Origin of the sequence: Amniculibacterium sp. G2-70 (genome assembly GCF_014353055.1) — a bacterium.
Classification (GTDB): domain Bacteria; phylum Bacteroidota; class Bacteroidia; order Flavobacteriales; family Weeksellaceae; genus Amniculibacterium; species Amniculibacterium aquaticum.
In genome coordinates this window covers 74131-92977 of sequence record NZ_CP060698.1, presented here as the reverse complement: position 1 = coordinate 92977, position 18847 = coordinate 74131, and the positions used below count along the sequence as shown (strand labels likewise).

The following is an 18847-nucleotide window of genomic DNA, read 5'->3' as shown; positions in this document are numbered from 1 at the left end:
TTTTGCTTTATGCGTTGGTTAAAAATTACACTGTTTATCACATTTTTATTGGCCGTATTGTATTCTATTTCCATGTATTTTGTGGAAGAAAGTAAAGTATTGGTCGTAGAAAAAGATATTTCTTATCCCATTGAAAAAGTATTTCCTCAGTTCGAGAATTTACAGAATTTTTCAGAGTGGAATGTTTATTTTTCAGAGGATAAAGAATTGGTTTACAGTTTTTTCTCACCCTACCAAGGACAAGGGAGCTCCATGGCTTTTTACAATAAAAAAGAGAACGATAAATCCGGAGAATTGTTTGTTCGATATGCCAATCCCAATAAAACAATTCGATATCAACTTTTTTTAGAAAATCAAGAAATGCCCTTTCTGATCGATGTGAAATTCAAAAAAGTATCTAATTTCATCACCAAAACCATTTGGACCATACATACCCCCAAGCAATCGTTTTTTAAAAGATCATTGAATTTTTTTGTTGAAAATTTTTCTGAAGATAACATCAATAAAAGCATGCAAAATCTTTCTACGATCATGAGCCGAAAAATTGTAAAAGACCAGTTGATGGCCAATATCAAATTGGACACCATTTTGGTAGAAAAATTACCCGCACAGATCCTATTGGGAGTGAGTATTAACACCAACAATAAAAAAGATAATTACCTGAAAAACATCATCATGAATCACAATAAGGTTACCAATTTTGTTAAGATTGATTTGGGTAAAAAGGAAGATGAATACGGACTTCCAGTGATGATCACAGAACCTTCGCAATTCAAAAACAAAGAAATTTCTTATTTCTATGGCATACCGGTTGCTTCAAAAGTTGGAGTTTCGGACAATAGTTTTAGTTTTAGAACTTTCAACGAAACTCAGGCATTGGTCATCTATTATAAAGGAAGTTTTGAAGGCCGTATGAGACCCATACAAATGTTGATGCAAAAGGCGAAAAAAGATACGATGCGAAATGGGGATTTGATAGAATCTTTTATTCAAGAACCTCAAGAAAATAAAGATTGTTTCATGAAAATAGCATTGCCTATTTATCGTTAAATATTTGCTTGAAAAAATCTTTATCAACTCGCAAATTATTTATACATTTGTGTTTTATTAAAAAAAATACTATTCTAAACAGATAATCTGTACATAATGGACAAATTTTCATTCCTAAATGCAGCTCATTCTCAGTTAATTGAGGATTTGTATCAACAATATTTACAATACCCAGATTCGTTAGAACCTTCATGGAAATCCTTTTTCCAAGGTTTTGATTTTGCTCTGGAAAATTACAGCGACCAGGACTTTAGTCCCACTCAATATGCACAAAATTCCTTAGCCAACAACGGCGTTTCTGATGATATTCTTAATGAATTTAAAGTAGTTAATCTCATTGATGCATACAGAAGCAGAGGACATTTGTTCACCAAAACCAATCCGGTAAGAACCAGAAGACATCATGTTCCAACTTTGGATCTAGAAAATTTTGGACTTTCGCAAAACGATTTGACTAAAAAATTCAATTCGGCTGTAGAAATTGGAATGAATGGTGCTGCAACATTGCAAGAAATCATCAACCAATTGGGGACCATCTATTGCGATTCCATCGGAGTAGAATACATGCACATCCTAAATGTTGAAGAAAAATCTTTTATCAAAAATTGGATTCAAAACAACAACAACCAAGCAAAATTAGAAGCGAAAGAAAAAGTTGAAATTTTACATAAACTCAACCAAGCTGTAGCTTTTGAAAACTACTTGCACACCAAATTTGTGGGGCAAAAAAGATTTTCCCTGGAAGGCGGCGAATCGTTAATTCCTGCCTTGGATCAATTGATTACTCGATCTTCTCAACTGGGTGTAGACGAGGTGGTTTTGGGTATGGCTCATAGAGGTAGATTGAATGTACTGACCAATATTTTTGGAAAATCATACAAACAAATTTTCTCTGAGTTTGAAGGTAAAGAATTTGAAGAAGATGTTTTCTCAGGTGATGTTAAATACCATTTGGGAGCATCAACAAAAATAAAAACAGAAAGAGGTGAGGAGGTTAAAATAAACTTAACACCAAACCCATCGCACTTAGAAACTGTTGCAGCCCTTGTGGAAGGGATCTGTAGAGCGAAAGTGGATATAGAATACAACGATTATAAAAAAGTTTTGCCAATCGTCATCCACGGTGATGGAGCCATTGCAGGACAAGGCATCGTGTACGAAATTGCACAAATGATGACTTTGGACGGTTATAAAACGGGAGGTACCGTACATATTGTTGTGAACAATCAGGTGTCCTTCACCACCAATTATTTGGATGCTCGTTCGTCCATGTATTGTACCGACATTGCAAAAGTTACAGACTCTCCTGTAATGCATGTTAATGACGACGATGTAGAAGCAGTGGTACATGCCATTCGTTTTGCTGCAGAATTCCGAGCTCGATTTGGGAAAGATGTGTACATCGATCTTTTGGGGTATAGAAAATACGGACATAACGAAGGGGATGAACCAAGATTTACCCAACCCAATTTGTACAAATCCATCTCAAAACATCCAAATCCAAGAGAAATCTATAAGGATAAATTGTTGAAAGAAGGTATTGTCTCCGATGCGGTAATCAAAGAAATGGAAGGTGATTTCAAAAAATTATTGGACATTGACTATGACGCTTCTAAAGAAATTATCAAAAATGCCATGCCGGTTTTCATGGAAGATGTTTGGTCCAATTACTCTTTGGCAGAAAAAGGAGCTTTGCTTAAAAAATACAACACCAGCTATGATTTGGCTGCATTGAAAGCGTTGGCTCAACAAATTTCAACACTTCCAAAAGACAAAAAATTCCTCAATAAAATTACCCGTTTGTTTGAAGCCAGACTTAAAATGATTGACAACAATTCTTTGGATTGGGCAATGGGAGAGTTATTGGCGTATGCCACACTATTAGCAGAAGGCAATAGCATCAGAATTTCTGGAGAAGATGTTCAGAGAGGGACTTTCTCTCACCGTCATGCGGTTTTAAAAACGGAAGATACTGAAGAAAAATATACGCCTTTGGCACAAGTAAACAGCAACCAAAGATTTGACATCTACAACTCACACCTTTCAGAGTATGGAGTTTTAGGTTTCGATTACGGATATGCTGTAGCAGCTCCAAATACCTTGACCATATGGGAGGCTCAGTTTGGTGACTTTACCAACGGTGCTCAGATTATTGTAGATCAATATTTGGTTGCAGCTGAAGACAAATGGAAAATGCAAAACGGCTTGGTAATGCTACTACCACACGGATCCGAAGGTCAAGGTGCCGAGCACTCTTCTGCACGATTAGAAAGATTCCTTACCCTTGCTGCCAATGAAAATATCATCGTTGCCAATTGTACAACACCGGCTAACTATTTCCACTTGTTGAGAAGACAAATGAAATTCTCTTTCCGTAAACCGTTGGTGGTGATGACTCCGAAGTCTTTACTGAGACATCCTAAAGCAGTTTCTCAATTGGAAGATATGGCAAATGGCGAATTCCAACCGATCTTAGACGATATCACGGTGGACGCAAGCAAGGTAGAAAAATTGGTATTCTGTTCGGGCAAATTGTACTACGAATTGCTATCGAAAAGAGAAGAACTAAACGATACCACGACCGCTTTGGTTAGAATGGAGCAATTGTATCCTTTACAGATGGATATAATTGAAGAAATCTTAAACAAATATTCCAATAGAAAATCATTGATTTGGGCACAAGAAGAACCTGAAAATATGGGAGCTTGGTCATTCATCCTAAGACATTTTAGACATACCGATATGCAAGTGGTAGCTCCTGTACCTAGCGGTTGCCCAGCACCTGGAAGTCATAAAATGTTCGAAAAAAACCAAACCGATGTCATCAACAGAGTTTTTGGTTGCAACGATGCACCAACTAGCAGACCTGTAACGGCATAATACAAAAATAATTTAGTTTAAAATATAAAAATATACAGATGTCAATATTAGAAATGAAAGTTCCTTCGCCAGGGGAATCCATCACAGAAGTGGAAATCGCAACTTGGTTAGTAAAAGACGGTGATTTCGTAGAAAAAGACCAACCCATAGCAGAAGTTGATTCCGACAAAGCAACTCTTGAACTTCCAGCTGAAGAAAGTGGTATTATCACTCTAAAGGCTGAAGAAGGTGAAGTGGTGCAAGTAGGTCAAGTGGTTTGTTTGATCGACAGATCAGCATCCAAACCTGAAGGTGCTGCCGAAGCTCCTAAAGCAGAGGTTAAAAAAGAAGAAGCTCCTAAAGCCGAAGCGCCACAACCTGCATCACAAGCGACAACTTATGCTTCTGGAACTCCTTCTCCAGCTGCCAAAAAAATATTGGACGAAAAAGGAATTGCTCCAGCTCAAGTGCAAGGAACGGGAAGAGACGGTAGAATTACCAAAGAAGACGCAACTGTAGCTTCTGTACCAGCAATGGGATCTACATTGGGAGGAAATAGAACTTCTACAACCACAAAACTTTCTGTTCTTAGAAGAAAATTAGCAGCAAGATTGGTTTCTGTTAAAAATGAAACGGCCATGCTTACCACCTTCAACGAAGTGGATATGTCCGAAATTTTCAGAATCAGAAAACAATACAAAGACGAGTTCGCACAAAAACACGGATTTGGACTTGGTTTCATGTCTTTCTTTACAAAAGCAGTAACCAGAGCTTTGCAAATGTACCCGGATGTAAATGCATCCATCGATGGAGATTTCAAAATCAACTACGATTTCTGCGACATTTCTATTGCCGTTTCCGGTCCTAAAGGTTTAATGGTTCCTGTGTTGAGAAATGCTGAAAACCTAACTCTTAGAGGGGTAGAAGGCAGCATAAAAGACTTGGCTGAAAAAGTAAGAAACGGAAAAATTACCGTTGACGAAATGACGGGAGGTACTTTCACCATTACCAATGGTGGTGTCTTCGGATCCATGTTGTCCACACCAATCATCAACCCACCACAATCTGCAATTTTGGGTATGCACAACATCATCCAAAGACCGGTTGCCATCAACGGACAGGTAGAAATCCGACCAATGATGTATCTGGCAGTTTCTTACGACCACAGAATTATCGACGGTAGAGAGTCTGTTGGTTTCTTAGTAGCTGTAAAAGAAGCATTGGACAATCCAGTAGAATTCTTAATGAACGGAGACGAAAGAAAAGCATTGGAACTGTAATCCAATCAAAATAATCAAAAAAGGTCGGTTTTTTTTCCGACCTTTTTTATTCCTATTTTAACATACTGTTTTTTTTAGGAGCTTCAAAAGTTAAGATTCTTTGGTAGCCTCGTCCGACTGTCCGCTGTATCTTTTGTGCCAAGGCTTTTCCCTAGGCTTACAAAAGGATGCCGCTACCATTCGGGCTGGTACAAAAAAAGAGAGATCTTCAAAAAAACCACACATGAACAGAATAGAAATTACACTTTTTCTCCTACTATTTTCAACAATCTTTTATTCGCAAAATAAAAAATCTTCATTAGAAATCATCGACCTTGGAACAAAAGAAATTCAAATTCTTGGAAAGATAGAACCTAAAAATTTTGAGTACCACAAAAATAATTTGATTAAACAACTGTACCAACCGCATGAAAATCTATGGAAAGGATACTTGGGCGATGAAAAAGCATGGATTTCTTGGGTAGAAAAAACTGCACTTTCCAAACTACAAACTTGGAAAAACAACAACCAAATCATTCCAAAAAAAAATATACAGACAGTTGAAAAAACATTCAAAAAAAATGTTTCGTTTCACCGGTTATCAACCTCAAGGTAAATGGTATATTCTCTATGGACCTGCATGGACAGATCTTGGAGGTTTAGGAAGTGGAGAAATGATCATTGACCTTGCCAACAAACAAAACCATAGCAACGATAGGATCATACAATTTCTCCCTCATGAACTTAACCATCAAATTTACAATATTTACCAGCCACAAACCGAGTTTAAAGTACTGAAAAGGATAATAGATGAAGGATTTGCTACCTATGTCAGTCATGTTTTTCACCAACAAAAATATACACTTGCCCAAGAATTGGGGTATACCCAAACCGAATTCGAATTTTGTGTTAAAAATGAGGAAAAACTCTTACAAGTATTGGCAAAATATCACCTGAACAAGGAGGAAAGTGTAGCACGACAGTTTGCCGATAGAAATACCAAAATAGGAGAGGGATTTCCTGGAGCTATTGGTTATTTTATCGGTTATAGAATTGTTGAAGAATATGTCAAAAGGTACGGAAAGAACTCTTGGAAAGACCTCTACACAGCATCTCCATTAGATATTCTGAATAAAAGTAGAATATTAAAATAGCAGAAAAAAAGATTGGAAGTTAGGCCTTCCAATCTTTTAAAAATTGTTTAACCCAAAACAGAAACCCCATTTTCTACCAGTTGATAAATGGTATCTTTGGCAGAGTCTGGTTTTATATTTACCGCACGCGTTCCGTTGAAATGGATGCAGGTAATATAGTCCTGTTTTATGGCGTCCATGCAGGTGTATTTCACACAATAATCCAAGGCCAATCCAACAATTTCTACCAAGCCAATGTCGTGGTATTTTAAGAAATCGTCCAAACCGGTTTTCATAAAATGGTTGTTATCTTGAAAGCCACTGTAGCTGTCAATCTCTGTATTCTTTCCTTTTTGAATGATATGCGCACCTTCAGGGACGATCAGATCTTTATGAAATTCTGCTCCAAAGGTTCCTTGTACACAATGATCCGGCCACATAAACTGTGGGATACCGCCTAGTATAATGCTTTCACCTACTTTTTTATTGTTGTTGGATGCAAAACTTTTATGGTCAGCAGGGTGCCAATCTTGGGTTAATATGATTTGGTCATAGTCGTTTTCTTGTGTAAGATGGTTGATGTACGGGATAATTTCATTGGCTCCAGGAACCGCCAATGCACCGCCTTCGCAGAAATCATTCTGAACATCAACGATTATTAATGCTTTCTTCATGGACAGATTGTTAAATTCTAATTTTTTGGTAAATTTACAAAACGAATATTCAAACGAAGTATATTTCTAAAATAAACTATCGTGAAATTAATTTAAAAACATGGGAATTTTCAACTCAATTTTTGGTGACAAATCAAAAGAAGAAGCAAGTAGTATTTGGATCGATATAGATTCTGTTGAAAAGCTTCAACAAGCAATCGATCAATCCTTTCAACAAAAAATTGCGATTTTCAAACATTCAACCCGATGTGGGATAAGTTCTAGAGTGAAGTCCAATTTTGAAAAAGAAATTTTAGAGAACAATCCTCCAAACATTCAATTTTATTATTTAGATCTTTTGTCTTATCGTGCTTTGTCCAACAAAATCGCAGAAGATTTTGGTATAAGCCACCAAAGTCCACAAATTATTGTAATAGAAAAGGGTAGTGCCGTGCATCATGCCTCGCACAGTTCCATATTTCTTAACTTTTTATAGACATGACCAACATACAAAATTATCTTTCAGAAGTATTGGATTTACCAAAAGAATCTGTTTTTAAATGTAAAAATAATCTGACCATGAAAACGGTCAGTAAAGGAAGTTTTTTATTGGAAGCCGGAGAAGTCTGTCAACATACTTATTTTGTTGAAAAAGGTTTGCTCAGAATGTATTCTTTGGATAAAAATGGAAAGGAACATGTTATACAATTTGCACCAGAAAATTGGATGATTTCCGATAGAAGTTCGGTTTTTTTTAATGAAAATTCTCGATTTTATATCGATGCCATTGAAGAAACAGAGGTGTTGATGCTGAACAATAATTTTTTCACAGAACTTTCCGTCCTATTTCCGGATTCAGCGTATAAAATAGATTTATTGTTGCAAAAGCACATCAGAAATCTTCAGAACCGTGTCCAATCCTTGTTATCGGACACGGCTGAAGAACGCTACCTGAGTTTTATAAAAATGTATCCGGATATTCTGCAAAGAGTACCACAATGGATGGTCGCTTCATATTTGGGCATCACTCCGGAAAGTTTGAGTAGAGTTAGAAAAAATCTGGTGAAAAAAGATGCAAATTAATAATGGATCACCAAATTTTCTTCTAAAGGTTTGTTTTTGGTAATCCAAAATCCTTGAATTTTTTTGGAAATACTCCCCACCCAAATAGAAAAATATTTGGCATCGTTGGACTGTTCAGAGTCGATGTTGTACACAAACATTTGCACCGGATCATCCGTCATGTACTTGTGGTAATAGGCATTGTTGAATTTTTTAATTTCAATACTACCGTATTTTTTCTGGTTATCTTCACAAATGGATTTCATATTTTTTCTAAGATAATTGTCCATAGGAATAGAAAGTTTGGCCGATTTGAAATTGGAATTGTATTCTTTATTTCGACATTTATCCAAAACTTCTTGGGCAAATTCTTGTGTAAATTTTAAGAAAATCCTATTGACTGCTCCTTCAGACATCTTATCGTATCGTACTTGTGAAAAGCTAAGTGTCGGTAGCACTATGAATAGTGAAAATAAAAATAGTTTAGTTGGTTTCATTTTTTGAAAATATTGAGTTTTAATTGTATTAAAGTTTCAATTTTTTCTCAAAATGTGTTTTTTAGTTTAAAATAAAAGCAAAGAAAAGGGAAATCTTTGCTTTTATCACATTTTTAGAAAGTCATTTCCGGAACATCATCCGCAATAATCAATTTTCCGGCAGTAGCTTTTTTAATTTCATCAACGCTTACGCCTGGAGCTCTTTCAACGCAGTGAAAAGCACCGTCCTTCACTTCGTATGCACCAAGTTCTGTGACAATTTTTTTAATGCATTTTACACCCGTTAAAGGTAACGAGCAGGTGGAAAGCAATTTACTCTCACCGTGTTTGTTCACTTGTTGCATGGCTACGATAATATTTTTAGCAGAAGCTACCAAATCCATAGCTCCGCCCATGCCTTTAACCATTTTTCCTGGAATTTTCCAATTGGCAATGTCACCATTTTCAGAAACTTCCATGGCACCTAAGATGGTAAGATCTACTTTTTGAGCACGGATCATTCCGAAGCTGGTTGCCGAGTCGAAAATTACAGATCCCGGAAGGGTAGTGATGGTCTGCTTTCCGGCATTGATAAGGTCTGCATCTTCTTCACCTTCAAACGGAAAGGGACCCATTCCTAACAAACCGTTTTCGGATTGCAAAACCACATTGATATTTTCTGGGATATAATTAGCCACCAAAGTTGGAATACCGATTCCCAAATTAACATAAGAATTGTTGGAAATTTCTTTTGCGATGCGCATCGCGATTTGTTCTTTAGATAGTGCCATATTATAGGTTTTTTGCTCTTACAGTTTTTTGTTCAATTCTTTTTTCGTAGTGTTCACCTTGGAAAATTCTGTGTACGAAAATTCCTGGTGTATGGATTTGGTCTGGATCCAGTTCTCCTGCAGGTACCAATTCTTCAACTTCGGCAATGGTTATTTTCCCTGCCATGGCCATCATGGGATTAAAGTTTCTGGCGGTTGAACGGAAAATTAAATTTCCGGCTGTATCGCCTTTCCATGCTTTTACGATGGCAAAATCCGAATCGAAAGCATATTCTAAAAGATAATCCTTACCGTTAAAGTTTCTAATTTCTTTACCTTCAGCGACTTCTGTACCAACACCTGCAGGAGTGAAAATTGCAGGCATACCGTAACCGCTTGCCATACAACGCGTTGCCAGAGTACCTTGTGGGATAAGTTCGACTTCTAATTCGCCTGAAAGTAATTGTCTTTCAAATTCAGCATTTTCGCCAACATAAGAAGCAATCATTTTTTTGATTTGTTTTTTTTGTAGTAACAATCCCAAACCAAAATTATCAACACCGGCATTGTTGGATATGCAGGTTAGGTTTTTCACATTTTTTCTCACCAATTCGGCGATACTGTTTTCAGGAATACCACAAAGACCGAAACCACCAAGCATAATGGTCATTCCATCTTGGATACCTTCACAGGCTTCCTGTACATTTTTTACTGTTTTATTGATCATTTTTAATGTATTATCTGTACTGCTAAAATTAAGACTTTTTTGGTATATCATCAAAATCTACTTTCTACAGTCGTGTTAAAAAAATCCTATAATTTATATTATGTTAAATTAGATGCGTTTTAGTAATAAACGGTTATTCTTTGGATTGTTTATTTATCTTCTAAAACTTTCTTAAGATTATCAGCATTTTGTTGAAAGCTGGCATTCATATCGTACATCAACGACATCAAATTAAACGGTATGGGAGTTTCACCATCTACTTCAATAGTCAATTTGGTTTTATTGGGGCTTAACTCATCCATTTCATAAACCAAATGATTGGCTTTGCTGTTGTCCATTAAGTACAAGTCGATTTCCACTTTTTTATTTTCTGAAAGATTTTTTATTTTTTGTTCGCCATTCCCTACAATTTCACTTTGCCATTTCAAGCCAGAACCAATTTCTCCGTCTTTACCGTAATAATTTTTGATGATGTTGGGATCTTCTTCAAACCAAATGGAATACTCTTCTTGAGTTTTTATGCTTTTAACATACTTATAAACCTCGGAAATGGGTTTGTTAATGGTAGTTTCTCCTTTTGCATGAAATTTTTTAGGTGCAACTAGAGCGGCTATAAAAATCAATGCTGTAACGATCAGTAACCCGATAAGGACTTTTTTGAAAATATTCATAATCTTGTGTTTTAATTCTTGATGTACGACTTTCTATTTTCAAATCAAGATCTATTACCATTCATACCTTCTTTTCTCAATCATGGCATCTACAGAAAATTTTCCTGCCGATAAAATGAGAAGCATGAGATACGATAAGAAATATAAAATTGGAAGTTCCATTTTACTAAAATCATCCTGAATATGCACCATAAAAATGGCAAATAACATGGTAAACATGATCGGGATACACGCCAATCTTGTGAATAGACCGATGATGATGAAAAATGGACATAAAAATTCAGCAAATACGACCATTGCTAATGTAAAACCAGGACTGAGTCCCCACAAACTCATAAATTCAATTTTCCCAGACATAAGCATTTGTAACTTAGGATATCCGTGACTGAGCATGGACAATCCTATAACAATTCTCAATAATAGCAGTCCAAAGTTGAGAAAATTTTTATTATATGTTGTGGATAAAAACATGATGAAAAAAAGAATTACACTCAAATTTAACATTATTTTGTCAATTTGAGTGTAATTTTTAAAATAAATTTTGTCGATTTTTATCGATATCCAAAATTCTTAAGATCTCTATCGTTTTTTCTCCAATCTTTTTTGACTTTTACAAAAAGGTTGAGATGGATTTTTTTGTTAAAGAATTTTTCAAGATCCAATCGTGCTTGTGTACCTACTTTTTTTATCGCTTCGCCTTTATGTCCAATGATGATTCCTTTTTGGGTATCTCTTTCGACATATATGATGGAATCGATAAAAATGATGCCTTCTTTTTCTTTAAACTGTTCAGTGACAACCTCTACAGAGTACGGAATTTCTTTTTCATAATTCAAAAGAATTTTTTCGCGAACCGTTTCGTTTACGAAAAATCGTTCTGGTTTGTCGGTGTACTGGTCTTTGTCGTAGTATGGTGGGTTTTCCGGCAACAAAGATTTTAATTTTGGTAAAATAACATCGGTATTGAAGCCTTCTTGGGCAGAAATCGGAAGAATTTCTGCTTTGGGGATTTTATTGTGCCAAAACTCCATGATTCCTTCTAATTTCTCTTGATTGGAAACATCGATTTTGTTGATTAAAATAAGTACAGGAACCGGAATTTTATTCAGTTTTTCCACCAAAAATTCATTGGGTTCGGACGGATCTGTAATATCGATGATGAATAAAAATACATCGGCATCTTGCAAAGAATCCTTTACAAAATCCATCATTTTTTCTTGCAATCCGTACTTAGGATCCAAAACTCCGGGAGTATCGGAAAAGACAATTTGAACATCGTCTTCATTATAAATTCCAAAAATACGATGTCTTGTCGTTTGTGCTTTTTGGGTAACAATGGCCAACTTCTCGCCCATCAATCTGTTGAGAAGCGTAGATTTTCCGGCATTGGGTTTCCCAACGATGTTCACAAAACCAGCTCTATGGTTGTTATTTTCTGTCATTCTATTTTCGTATTGAAATGGGTTTCACAAAATATAAAATACGATTATTTCTTTCTTTTTGCAATCGATTTTGCTTTTTGCTGCGCTCTATTGGCACCGTGTTTTTTAGGTGGTTTTCTTTTGCTTGGTCCACCGAGATTAATTTTTCTATTTTTAGCTGCCTTTTCATGGAAAGCTCCTCCCCCTTCATTCAGTTTCACTTTTACAGGGTTTTTCATCAAAACCACTTCTTCTTCAGCTGCGATTTTCTTAGGATTAATCTTGACTTCGGATGGGAAATCGTTTATGAAAAGTTCTTTATCCATCAACATTTCTATTTCTAAGAGCGCTGTGTCTTCTTTTTCGGTGATAAAGGTGATGGCTTTTCCGTCCTTGTCTGCCCTACCCGTTCTACCAATCCTGTGGATGTATTGTTCTGGAACTTCCGGAACCTCGAAGTTGATGACATGGGTAATGTCCGAAATGTCCAAACCTCTTGCCATAACATCGGTAGTTATTAAGCCTCGAACTTCTTCATTTTCAAATTTTTTCAGGGCTTTTAGACGGTAGTTTTGTGATTTATTGGAGTGGATCACTTCGAAATCTTCTGGGAATAACTCTTCGATTTTGGTAAATAACAAATCGGCGTGTCTTTTATTATTCGTAAAAATCAAAACTTTGGAAAGATCATCATTTTGCTTTAAAAGATGTTCTAATAAATTCACTTTAGTGTTGAAATTAACTACCTTATATCCGCTTTGTTCAATTTTTTCTAGAGGTGTACCCGATTTGGCTAAGGATATTTCTATCGGACTGGCAAAATATTCGTCCAACATTTCATCCACTGCTTCGGTCATGGTTGCCGAGAACAAAATATTTTGTCTCTTGGCTTTCATCATTTCGAAAATATGGGTCAATTGTGGTCTGAATCCTAGGTTTAGCATTTCATCAAACTCATCAATGATTAAATTTTTAACTTCTTTTAAAGAAATTGAATTGTCTATCGCCAAGTCCATAACCCTACCAGGAGTACCTACCAAAATGTCGCAACCCTCGTTGAAGAGTAATTTTTGAGTATTGATGTTTTTTCCTCCATACACTCCGATAACACGGGTGGTAATGTTTTGACAAAGGTTTTGCAAAATTTCACTAACCTGCACCACCAATTCTCTGGTCGGTACCAAAACCAAAACCGTTGGGTTTCCATTTTTATTGTATTTCCAATTTTTGAGTACTGGCAAAAGATAGGCTAAAGTTTTACCCGTACCGGTTTGCGCAATTCCCATGATGTCTCTTCCTGAGAGTATCGGTTTAAAGCTTTTTTCCTGAATGGGTGTTGGTTCGAAAATTTCTAAGTCTGCTAATACATCTAAGATCTTTTCCGGTAATTCAAAATCTGCAAAAGTGAGTTTTTCCATGGTGCAAAAGTACGATTTATAAAAAGAATTAAAAATAAAAAAAATCCTTCCATAAAATGAAAGGATTTATAGGTATTTTTCTAAAAAATTATTCCCACTCGATGGTTGCAGGTGGTTTGCTAGAGATGTCGTAAGCAACTCTATTAATGCCTCTCACTTCGTTGATAATTCTGTTGGAAACCAACTCTAGAAACTCATACGGAAGTTTGCTCCAAGTGGCGGTCATAAAGTCGATGGTATTGGCAGAACGAACTACAGCTGTGTATTCATAAGTTCTTTCGTCGCCCATAACTCCTACAGATTTTACTGGAAGAAGAACGACAAAGGCCTGAGAAACTTTCTCATACAAATCGTTTTTATACAATTCTTGAATGAAAATATCATCGGCTTCTTGTAAAATTCTTACTTTTTCAGCATCCACTTCGCCTAAGATTCTAATGCCTAAACCTGGACCTGGGAATGGATGTCTGTACACCAAATGGTGAGCGATACCCAACTCTTCACCTACTTTTCTTACTTCGTCTTTGAAAAGTTCTCTAAGAGGTTCCAATAATTCCATTTTCATGTCTTCTGGCAAACCACCAACATTGTGGTGAGACTTGATTACTGCAGAAGGTCCTTTAACCGATTGACTTTCTATAACATCCGGATAGATGGTGCCTTGAGCCAAGAATTTCGCCCCAGAAAGGTTGGTAGATTCTTCATCAAAAACGGCAATAAACTCGTTTCCGATGATTTTTCTTTTTTGTTCAGGATCAGAAACACCTGCCAATTTGGATAAGAATCTTTCGGAAGCATCGACCATTTTGATGTTCATGTGGAAATGCTCACCGTAGTTTTCCATTACTTTTTTTCCTTCGTCCTTTCTTAACAGTCCGGTATCTACAAAGATACAAGTGAGTTGATCGCCGATGGCTTTGTGGATGAGTACTGCTGCAACGGAGGAGTCTACCCCACCAGAAAGTCCTAAAATTACTTTTTCTGTTCCTACTTTTTCACGAATTTCGGCAACGGTTTTATCGATATAATTGGTAAGTTTCCAATTTTTTTCGGCATTACAAATTTCAAAAACGAAGTTTTCCAACATTTTAGCTCCTTCTTCGGAATGAGAAACTTCAGGGTGGAATTGTACACAGTAGATGTTTTTGCTTTCGTTGGAAATGGCAGAGATCACATCGGTTTTCGCATTGATTTCAAAGCCTTCAGGTACTTGTTCAACCTCGTCAAAATGGCTCATCCACACGATGGAATCGGTAGAAACACCGTTGAAAAGTTTAGAACTTTTATCGATGTGTAAGTTTGCTTTTCCATATTCTCCTTTTTCGCCTTTTTTTACTGTTCCTCCCAAAAGATGAGTGGTCAATTGCATGCCGTAGCAAATTCCCAATACAGGAATTTCTTGATCAAATAGTGCTTTTTCTACCAAATGAGCGTCTTCTGCATTTACAGAACTTGGTCCACCAGAAAGGATAATCCCTGCAGGTTGTTTGGCCATAAGGTCTTTTATGGGTGTATTATAAGGTAAAACTTCTGAATAAACTCCCATTTCTCGAACTCTTCTGGCGATAAGTTGGTTGTATTGGGATCCAAAGTCTAAAATTAAAATTCCGTTATTCATTATTACTTTTATTTTTCAAATTTTTATAAAAATTTCTAAAAAAAAAGAGGGAAAAATCCCTCTAATGTTTAGAATTTACCGATATCTTCTCTGTAATATTCATAATCGAAATGTACAGAAAGTGCATCAGCATATACTTTTTTTCTGGCTTCTTCGTAAGTTGGTGCAGTAGCGACAACATTTACGACTCTACCACCTGTGGTTACAATTCTGTCGCCTTGTTTTTGGGCACCGGCGAAAAATAAGTGTGAGTCTTTTACCTTTTCGATTCCTTTAATTTCGAAATCGGTTTCAATTTTTCCAGGATAACCTCCGGAACACATCACCAAACAAACCGCTTTTTTATCAGCAAATTTCAATTCGATGTCTTTTCCTTCTAGGCAATCTTGAATATGATCCAAAAGGTTACTTTCTAAAAGAGGCATAATCACTTGAGTTTCTGGGTCTCCCATTCTCATGTTGTACTCCAATAGATATACACCGTTGTTGGTAATCATCAATCCAAAGAAAATAAATCCTTTGAAGTTAAGATTTTCAGCATTAAGTCCTTTTAGTGTTGGTTCAAGGATGTTTTTTTCGAAATCGGCATAATGTTCTTGTGTGAATTTTGGACAAGGAGCAACGCTTCCCATACCGCCTGTATTGGCTCCTTTATCACCGTTTCCTACCTTTTTATAGTCTTTTGCAGTTACACAAGGGAAAAATTTATTTCCGTTAGAAAAAGCAATTATTGAAGTTTCAAAACCTTGCAAAAATTCTTCGATAACCAGTTGGATACCTGCATCGCCATAGATTCTGTCAATCATGAAAGCATGGATGGTACTAAGAGCATCGTCCAAGTTTTCACAGATTACAACACCTTTACCGCCTGCTAAACCAGAGGCCTTGATGACCAATGGGAAAGCTTGGTTTTTTACATATTCTGTAGCTTCTTTGTAGGCATCAAAAGTTACTGCTTTAGCTGTTTTGATACCATGAGTTTGCATGAATCTTTTTGAGAAAGCTTTGCTACCTTCTAGTTCTGCAGCTCTTTTCTTAGGACCAAAAACCTTAAGTCCGTGTTGTCTAAAATCGTCAACCAGACCTTCAACTAATGGAGCTTCTGGACCAACAATCGTAAGATCTATCTTCTCTCTGATGGCAAGATTTCTTAGTTCAACGATGTCGTTTTCGTAAACATTTTGCCCCAAAAGATCCGTTGTTGCGTTTCCTTTTGCAAAATACATTTTAGAAATTCTGCTATCACTCTTTAGTTTCCAAGCAAGGGCACTTTCTCTCCCTCCGTTACCTACGATTAGAACTCTCATAATTAGTTTTATAAATTTATTTTTCGGAACTACAAAAGTAAGAATTTGACCAAAGATATCAAAGTGTGAATCTTATTTTTTATGCTTCGACTTTTAATATTCTATAAATTGTTTAAATTATAGTATGGTTGTAGTATAATATCCAGATAAATATTCAATTTAAAAAACAGATAATTTGTGGAGGTCTGTACCTAGATATCAAGACCTAATTTTTCAAAAAAATCCCGAAATGTTCATCCATTTGTAAAACTCCTTCTACGATGTGTTCGGGATGCTGATTGAAGCCTTTTAGCTTAGAGGTTTTCTTTTTGATTATGAGATCGTGTATCTGTTTTTCGTTTAGTTTTTTGCCAAAAATCTCGAAAGGAATTTTGAAACCACAACTTTTATAATCGCTGCATCCAATTGCTGATTTCCCTTTTATCAATGCATGGTTCTTGCATTTTGGACATTGTATTTCTGACCATGAAATTTCTTTGGAAACGGCAGGTTTTTCAGATTTTTTCTTTTCTTTTTTCTGGGGTTCTGTTTCTAGTTGTATCAATTTTGCCTTGCTATCGATGACTTTTTTGGTCAGTTCTGTCACCATGGCAATCAATTCTTCCTTAAAAACATCTGCGGAATATTCGCCTTTTTCAATTTTTCTTAGCTTAAACTCCCATTCTCCGGTGAGTTCCGGGCTTTTTAGCAAATCGTCTTCTATGGTATCTATCAGATCCACACCGGTAGAAGTTGCAAAAAGATTTTTCCTTTTTTTCTCGATGTATTTTCTTTTGAAAAGGGTTTCGATAATGTTGGCTCGAGTGGATGGTCTTCCGATGCCATTGTTTTTCAGCATTTCACGAAGTTCTTCGTCTTCCACTTGTTTTCCGGCGGTTTCCATAGCCCGCAAAAGAGTCGCCTCGGTGTACGGTTTTGGTGGCGAGGTTTTCCCCTGATGTACGATGGGGAAATGCGTCCCTTTTTCGCCAATTGCAAATTCCGGTATCGTTTGTTCTTCGTCTTTATTTTGGTTTTCGGATTCGTCTTTTTTATCTTTGGAATAAATCAAACGCCAACCCGGTTCTAGGATTTGTTTTCCTGTGGCTTTGAAGGGGATTTCTCCCACTTTTCCTTCCACCAAAGTATTTGAAATTTTACATTCTGGATAGAAAACAGCGATAAATCTTCTGGCTACCAAATCATAAATTTGTTTTTCCTCTCTGCTCAAAGAAGAGCTGGGAGCGATTTCTGTGGGTATAATTGCATGGTGATCGGTAACTTTGGTATCGTCGAAAACCGTTTTGGACTTAGGAATTGGTTGGCTGAGCAACTCGGTCGTATATTCCTGATAATGAGTCATGAATCTTAATATTCCTGCAATTTTAGGGTACAAACTTTCCGATAGATAGGTGGTATCTACCCTGGGATAGGTGGTGTGTTTTTTTTCGTATAACGATTGGATGAGTTTTAGCGTATTTTCAGCAGAAAATCCGTATTTTTTGTTGGCTTCAACCTGAAGACCTGTCAAATCGAATAACCGAGGATTTTTCTCTTTTCCTTCCTTTATTTCAAAAGATACAATCTCAAATTCGTGTTTTTTAAGATATTCTAAACCTTTCTCCGCTTTTTCTAAAGACTTCAAACGATCGATAGCCGCAGAAAAAAGCACTTCACGGTAAGCCGTTTTTAATTCCCAATATTCTTCAGACTGGAAGGCATCAATCTCTTTTTGTTTTTGTACCAACATGGCCAAAGTTGGAGTTTGTACCCGACCAATGGATAAAACGGCCTTGTTACCGCCAAATTTTTTGGTAAACAATCGTGTGGCATTGATGCCCAAAAGCCAATCGCCAACAGCTCTGGCATTACCAGCCAAATAAAGTTTGTTGTATTCTTCGGCATTTTTTAGGTTATCGAAACCGTCTTTGATGGCCTCTTCGGTTAGCGATGAAATCCACAATCTTTTTACCGGTTTTTTGCATTTCGCTTTTTGCAGAACCCATCGTTGTATAAGTTCACCTTCTTGCCCGGCATCGCCACAGTTGATGACTTCATCACATTCTGAAACCAATTTTTCAATGACTTTGAACTGGTTTTCTACTCCTTTATTGTCGATGAGTTTGATGCCAAAATTTTGAGGAATAATGGGTAGAAAAATCAGACTCCAGGATTTGTATTGAGGGCCGTAATCGTGAGGTTCTTTCAAGGTGCACAGATGTCCGAAAGTCCAAGTTACGCAATAACCATTGCCTTCCATATAGCCTTGTTTGGGCATATTGGCTCCGAGAACTTTGGCAATATCTCTGGCTACACTTGGTTTCTCGGCAATACAAAGTTTCATGGAAAATAGAAATTGAAATTAAAAGAAAGCTTCAAAAGTAAAGAATATTTTGTCTTGGAACAAATAAGATTGCTAAATGAAATCTTGTCTGCATCATCCA

At 36.5% G+C, this 18847-nt stretch carries 18 protein-coding genes; 7 read left to right on the top strand and 11 right to left on the bottom strand.

Annotated features, from left to right (window positions below):
• The first annotated feature begins 9 nt into the window (after nucleotides 1-9).
• The 5 genes from H9Q20_RS00440 to H9Q20_RS00420 all read left to right on the top strand — a co-directional run bounded on the left by H9Q20_RS00440 (nucleotide 10) and on the right by H9Q20_RS00420 (nucleotide 6322).
• The gene (locus H9Q20_RS00440) at nucleotides 10-1050 is read left to right on the top strand and encodes a polyketide cyclase (RefSeq protein ID WP_187478038.1); all 1041 of its coding nucleotides are present in this window, start codon (nucleotides 10-12) and stop codon (nucleotides 1048-1050) included.
• Nucleotides 1051-1146: 96 nt separating this feature from the next.
• Entirely contained in the window at nucleotides 1147-3930 is a 2784-nt protein-coding gene (locus tag H9Q20_RS00435; protein ID WP_187478037.1) for a 2-oxoglutarate dehydrogenase E1 component, read from the top strand.
• A 38-nt stretch (nucleotides 3931-3968) separates the two neighbouring features.
• A complete protein-coding gene (gene odhB, locus H9Q20_RS00430) occupies nucleotides 3969-5189 on the top strand; it encodes a 2-oxoglutarate dehydrogenase complex dihydrolipoyllysine-residue succinyltransferase (RefSeq protein ID WP_124642567.1) in 1221 nt (406 codons plus the stop codon).
• A gap of 223 nt (nucleotides 5190-5412) precedes the next feature.
• The gene (locus tag H9Q20_RS00425; RefSeq protein ID WP_187478036.1) at nucleotides 5413-5784 is read left to right on the top strand and encodes a hypothetical protein; all 372 of its coding nucleotides are present in this window, start codon (nucleotides 5413-5415) and stop codon (nucleotides 5782-5784) included.
• Nucleotides 5750-6322, top strand: a complete 573-nt coding sequence (locus H9Q20_RS00420; RefSeq protein ID WP_187478035.1) for a DUF2268 domain-containing putative Zn-dependent protease — start codon at nucleotides 5750-5752, stop codon at nucleotides 6320-6322. The genes H9Q20_RS00425 and H9Q20_RS00420 overlap by 35 nt, the downstream gene beginning before the upstream one ends.
• A 47-nt stretch (nucleotides 6323-6369) precedes the next feature.
• Here the strand turns inward: H9Q20_RS00420 and pncA are convergent, their stop codons facing one another.
• A complete protein-coding gene (gene pncA, locus H9Q20_RS00415; protein WP_187478034.1) occupies nucleotides 6370-6975 on the bottom strand; it encodes a bifunctional nicotinamidase/pyrazinamidase in 606 nt (201 codons plus the stop codon).
• A gap of 100 nt (nucleotides 6976-7075) precedes the next feature.
• On the opposite strand from pncA, the gene ytxJ reads away from it, so the two are divergent.
• Nucleotides 7076-7450 (top strand): bacillithiol system redox-active protein YtxJ, encoded by a 375-nt coding sequence (ytxJ, locus tag H9Q20_RS00410; protein ID WP_124642573.1) that lies wholly within the window; start codon nucleotides 7076-7078, stop codon nucleotides 7448-7450.
• Between the two features lie 2 nt (nucleotides 7451-7452).
• Nucleotides 7453-8037, top strand: coding sequence for a Crp/Fnr family transcriptional regulator (locus tag H9Q20_RS00405; protein ID WP_124642575.1), 585 nt, complete (start codon nucleotides 7453-7455; stop codon nucleotides 8035-8037).
• On the opposite strand, the gene H9Q20_RS00400 is transcribed toward H9Q20_RS00405, so the two are convergent.
• The 10 genes from H9Q20_RS00400 to H9Q20_RS00355 form a co-directional block, all read right to left on the bottom strand.
• Nucleotides 8034-8513: a hypothetical protein gene (locus H9Q20_RS00400; RefSeq protein ID WP_124642577.1), complete on the bottom strand. Its 480-nt coding sequence runs from the start codon at nucleotides 8511-8513 to the stop codon at nucleotides 8034-8036. The genes H9Q20_RS00405 and H9Q20_RS00400 overlap by 4 nt on opposite strands.
• Before the next feature lie 113 nt (nucleotides 8514-8626).
• Nucleotides 8627-9283: a 3-oxoacid CoA-transferase subunit B gene (locus H9Q20_RS00395; protein WP_124642578.1), complete on the bottom strand. Its 657-nt coding sequence runs from the start codon at nucleotides 9281-9283 to the stop codon at nucleotides 8627-8629.
• 1 nt (nucleotide 9284) lies between these two features.
• The gene (locus tag H9Q20_RS00390) at nucleotides 9285-9989 is read right to left on the bottom strand and encodes a CoA transferase subunit A (protein ID WP_124642595.1); all 705 of its coding nucleotides are present in this window, start codon (nucleotides 9987-9989) and stop codon (nucleotides 9285-9287) included.
• 149 nt (nucleotides 9990-10138) lie between these two features.
• Complete coding sequence (locus H9Q20_RS00385; RefSeq protein WP_187478033.1) at nucleotides 10139-10660, bottom strand: SRPBCC family protein; 522 nt, start codon at nucleotides 10658-10660, stop codon at nucleotides 10139-10141.
• A gap of 54 nt (nucleotides 10661-10714) precedes the next feature.
• Nucleotides 10715-11164: a DoxX family protein gene (locus tag H9Q20_RS00380; RefSeq protein WP_241154772.1), complete on the bottom strand. Its 450-nt coding sequence runs from the start codon at nucleotides 11162-11164 to the stop codon at nucleotides 10715-10717.
• Between the two features lie 47 nt (nucleotides 11165-11211).
• Nucleotides 11212-12102: a GTPase Era gene (gene era / locus H9Q20_RS00375; protein WP_124642582.1), complete on the bottom strand. Its 891-nt coding sequence runs from the start codon at nucleotides 12100-12102 to the stop codon at nucleotides 11212-11214.
• Between the two features lie 44 nt (nucleotides 12103-12146).
• Nucleotides 12147-13499 (bottom strand): DEAD/DEAH box helicase, encoded by a 1353-nt coding sequence (locus H9Q20_RS00370; RefSeq protein ID WP_124642584.1) that lies wholly within the window; start codon nucleotides 13497-13499, stop codon nucleotides 12147-12149.
• Nucleotides 13500-13587: 88 nt separating this feature from the next.
• A complete protein-coding gene (guaA, locus tag H9Q20_RS00365) occupies nucleotides 13588-15117 on the bottom strand; it encodes a glutamine-hydrolyzing GMP synthase (RefSeq protein ID WP_124642586.1) in 1530 nt (509 codons plus the stop codon).
• A 68-nt stretch (nucleotides 15118-15185) separates the two neighbouring features.
• On the bottom strand, nucleotides 15186-16424 hold the full coding sequence (gene purD, locus H9Q20_RS00360; RefSeq protein ID WP_187478032.1) for a phosphoribosylamine--glycine ligase: 1239 nt from the start codon (nucleotides 16422-16424) through the stop codon (nucleotides 15186-15188).
• Nucleotides 16425-16629: 205 nt separating this feature from the next.
• A complete protein-coding gene (locus tag H9Q20_RS00355; RefSeq protein ID WP_187478031.1) occupies nucleotides 16630-18747 on the bottom strand; it encodes a type IA DNA topoisomerase in 2118 nt (705 codons plus the stop codon).
• Nucleotides 18748-18847: the final 100 nt, after the last annotated feature.

Coding starts and splice junctions, on each gene's coding strand:
- purD (WP_187478032.1), bottom strand. CDS start 16,424: ATGAGAGTTCTAATCGTAGGTAACGGAGGGAGAGAAAGTGCCCTTGCT.
- ytxJ (WP_124642573.1), top strand. CDS start 7,076: ATGGGAATTTTCAACTCAATTTTTGGTGACAAATCAAAAGAAGAAGCA.
- H9Q20_RS00405 (WP_124642575.1), top strand. CDS start 7,453: ATGACCAACATACAAAATTATCTTTCAGAAGTATTGGATTTACCAAAA.
- H9Q20_RS00370 (WP_124642584.1), bottom strand. CDS start 13,499: ATGGAAAAACTCACTTTTGCAGATTTTGAATTACCGGAAAAGATCTTA.
- H9Q20_RS00380 (WP_241154772.1), bottom strand. CDS start 11,164: ATGTTAAATTTGAGTGTAATTCTTTTTTTCATCATGTTTTTATCCACA.
- odhB (WP_124642567.1), top strand. CDS start 3,969: ATGTCAATATTAGAAATGAAAGTTCCTTCGCCAGGGGAATCCATCACA.
- guaA (WP_124642586.1), bottom strand. CDS start 15,117: ATGAATAACGGAATTTTAATTTTAGACTTTGGATCCCAATACAACCAA.
- H9Q20_RS00440 (WP_187478038.1), top strand. CDS start 10: ATGCGTTGGTTAAAAATTACACTGTTTATCACATTTTTATTGGCCGTA.
- H9Q20_RS00400 (WP_124642577.1), bottom strand. CDS start 8,513: ATGAAACCAACTAAACTATTTTTATTTTCACTATTCATAGTGCTACCG.
- H9Q20_RS00435 (WP_187478037.1), top strand. CDS start 1,147: ATGGACAAATTTTCATTCCTAAATGCAGCTCATTCTCAGTTAATTGAG.
- H9Q20_RS00385 (WP_187478033.1), bottom strand. CDS start 10,660: ATGAATATTTTCAAAAAAGTCCTTATCGGGTTACTGATCGTTACAGCA.
- H9Q20_RS00355 (WP_187478031.1), bottom strand. CDS start 18,747: ATGAAACTTTGTATTGCCGAGAAACCAAGTGTAGCCAGAGATATTGCC.
- pncA (WP_187478034.1), bottom strand. CDS start 6,975: ATGAAGAAAGCATTAATAATCGTTGATGTTCAGAATGATTTCTGCGAA.
- H9Q20_RS00425 (WP_187478036.1), top strand. CDS start 5,413: ATGAACAGAATAGAAATTACACTTTTTCTCCTACTATTTTCAACAATC.
- H9Q20_RS00395 (WP_124642578.1), bottom strand. CDS start 9,283: ATGGCACTATCTAAAGAACAAATCGCGATGCGCATCGCAAAAGAAATT.
- era (WP_124642582.1), bottom strand. CDS start 12,102: ATGACAGAAAATAACAACCATAGAGCTGGTTTTGTGAACATCGTTGGG.
- H9Q20_RS00420 (WP_187478035.1), top strand. CDS start 5,750: ATGTTTCGTTTCACCGGTTATCAACCTCAAGGTAAATGGTATATTCTC.
- H9Q20_RS00390 (WP_124642595.1), bottom strand. CDS start 9,989: ATGATCAATAAAACAGTAAAAAATGTACAGGAAGCCTGTGAAGGTATC.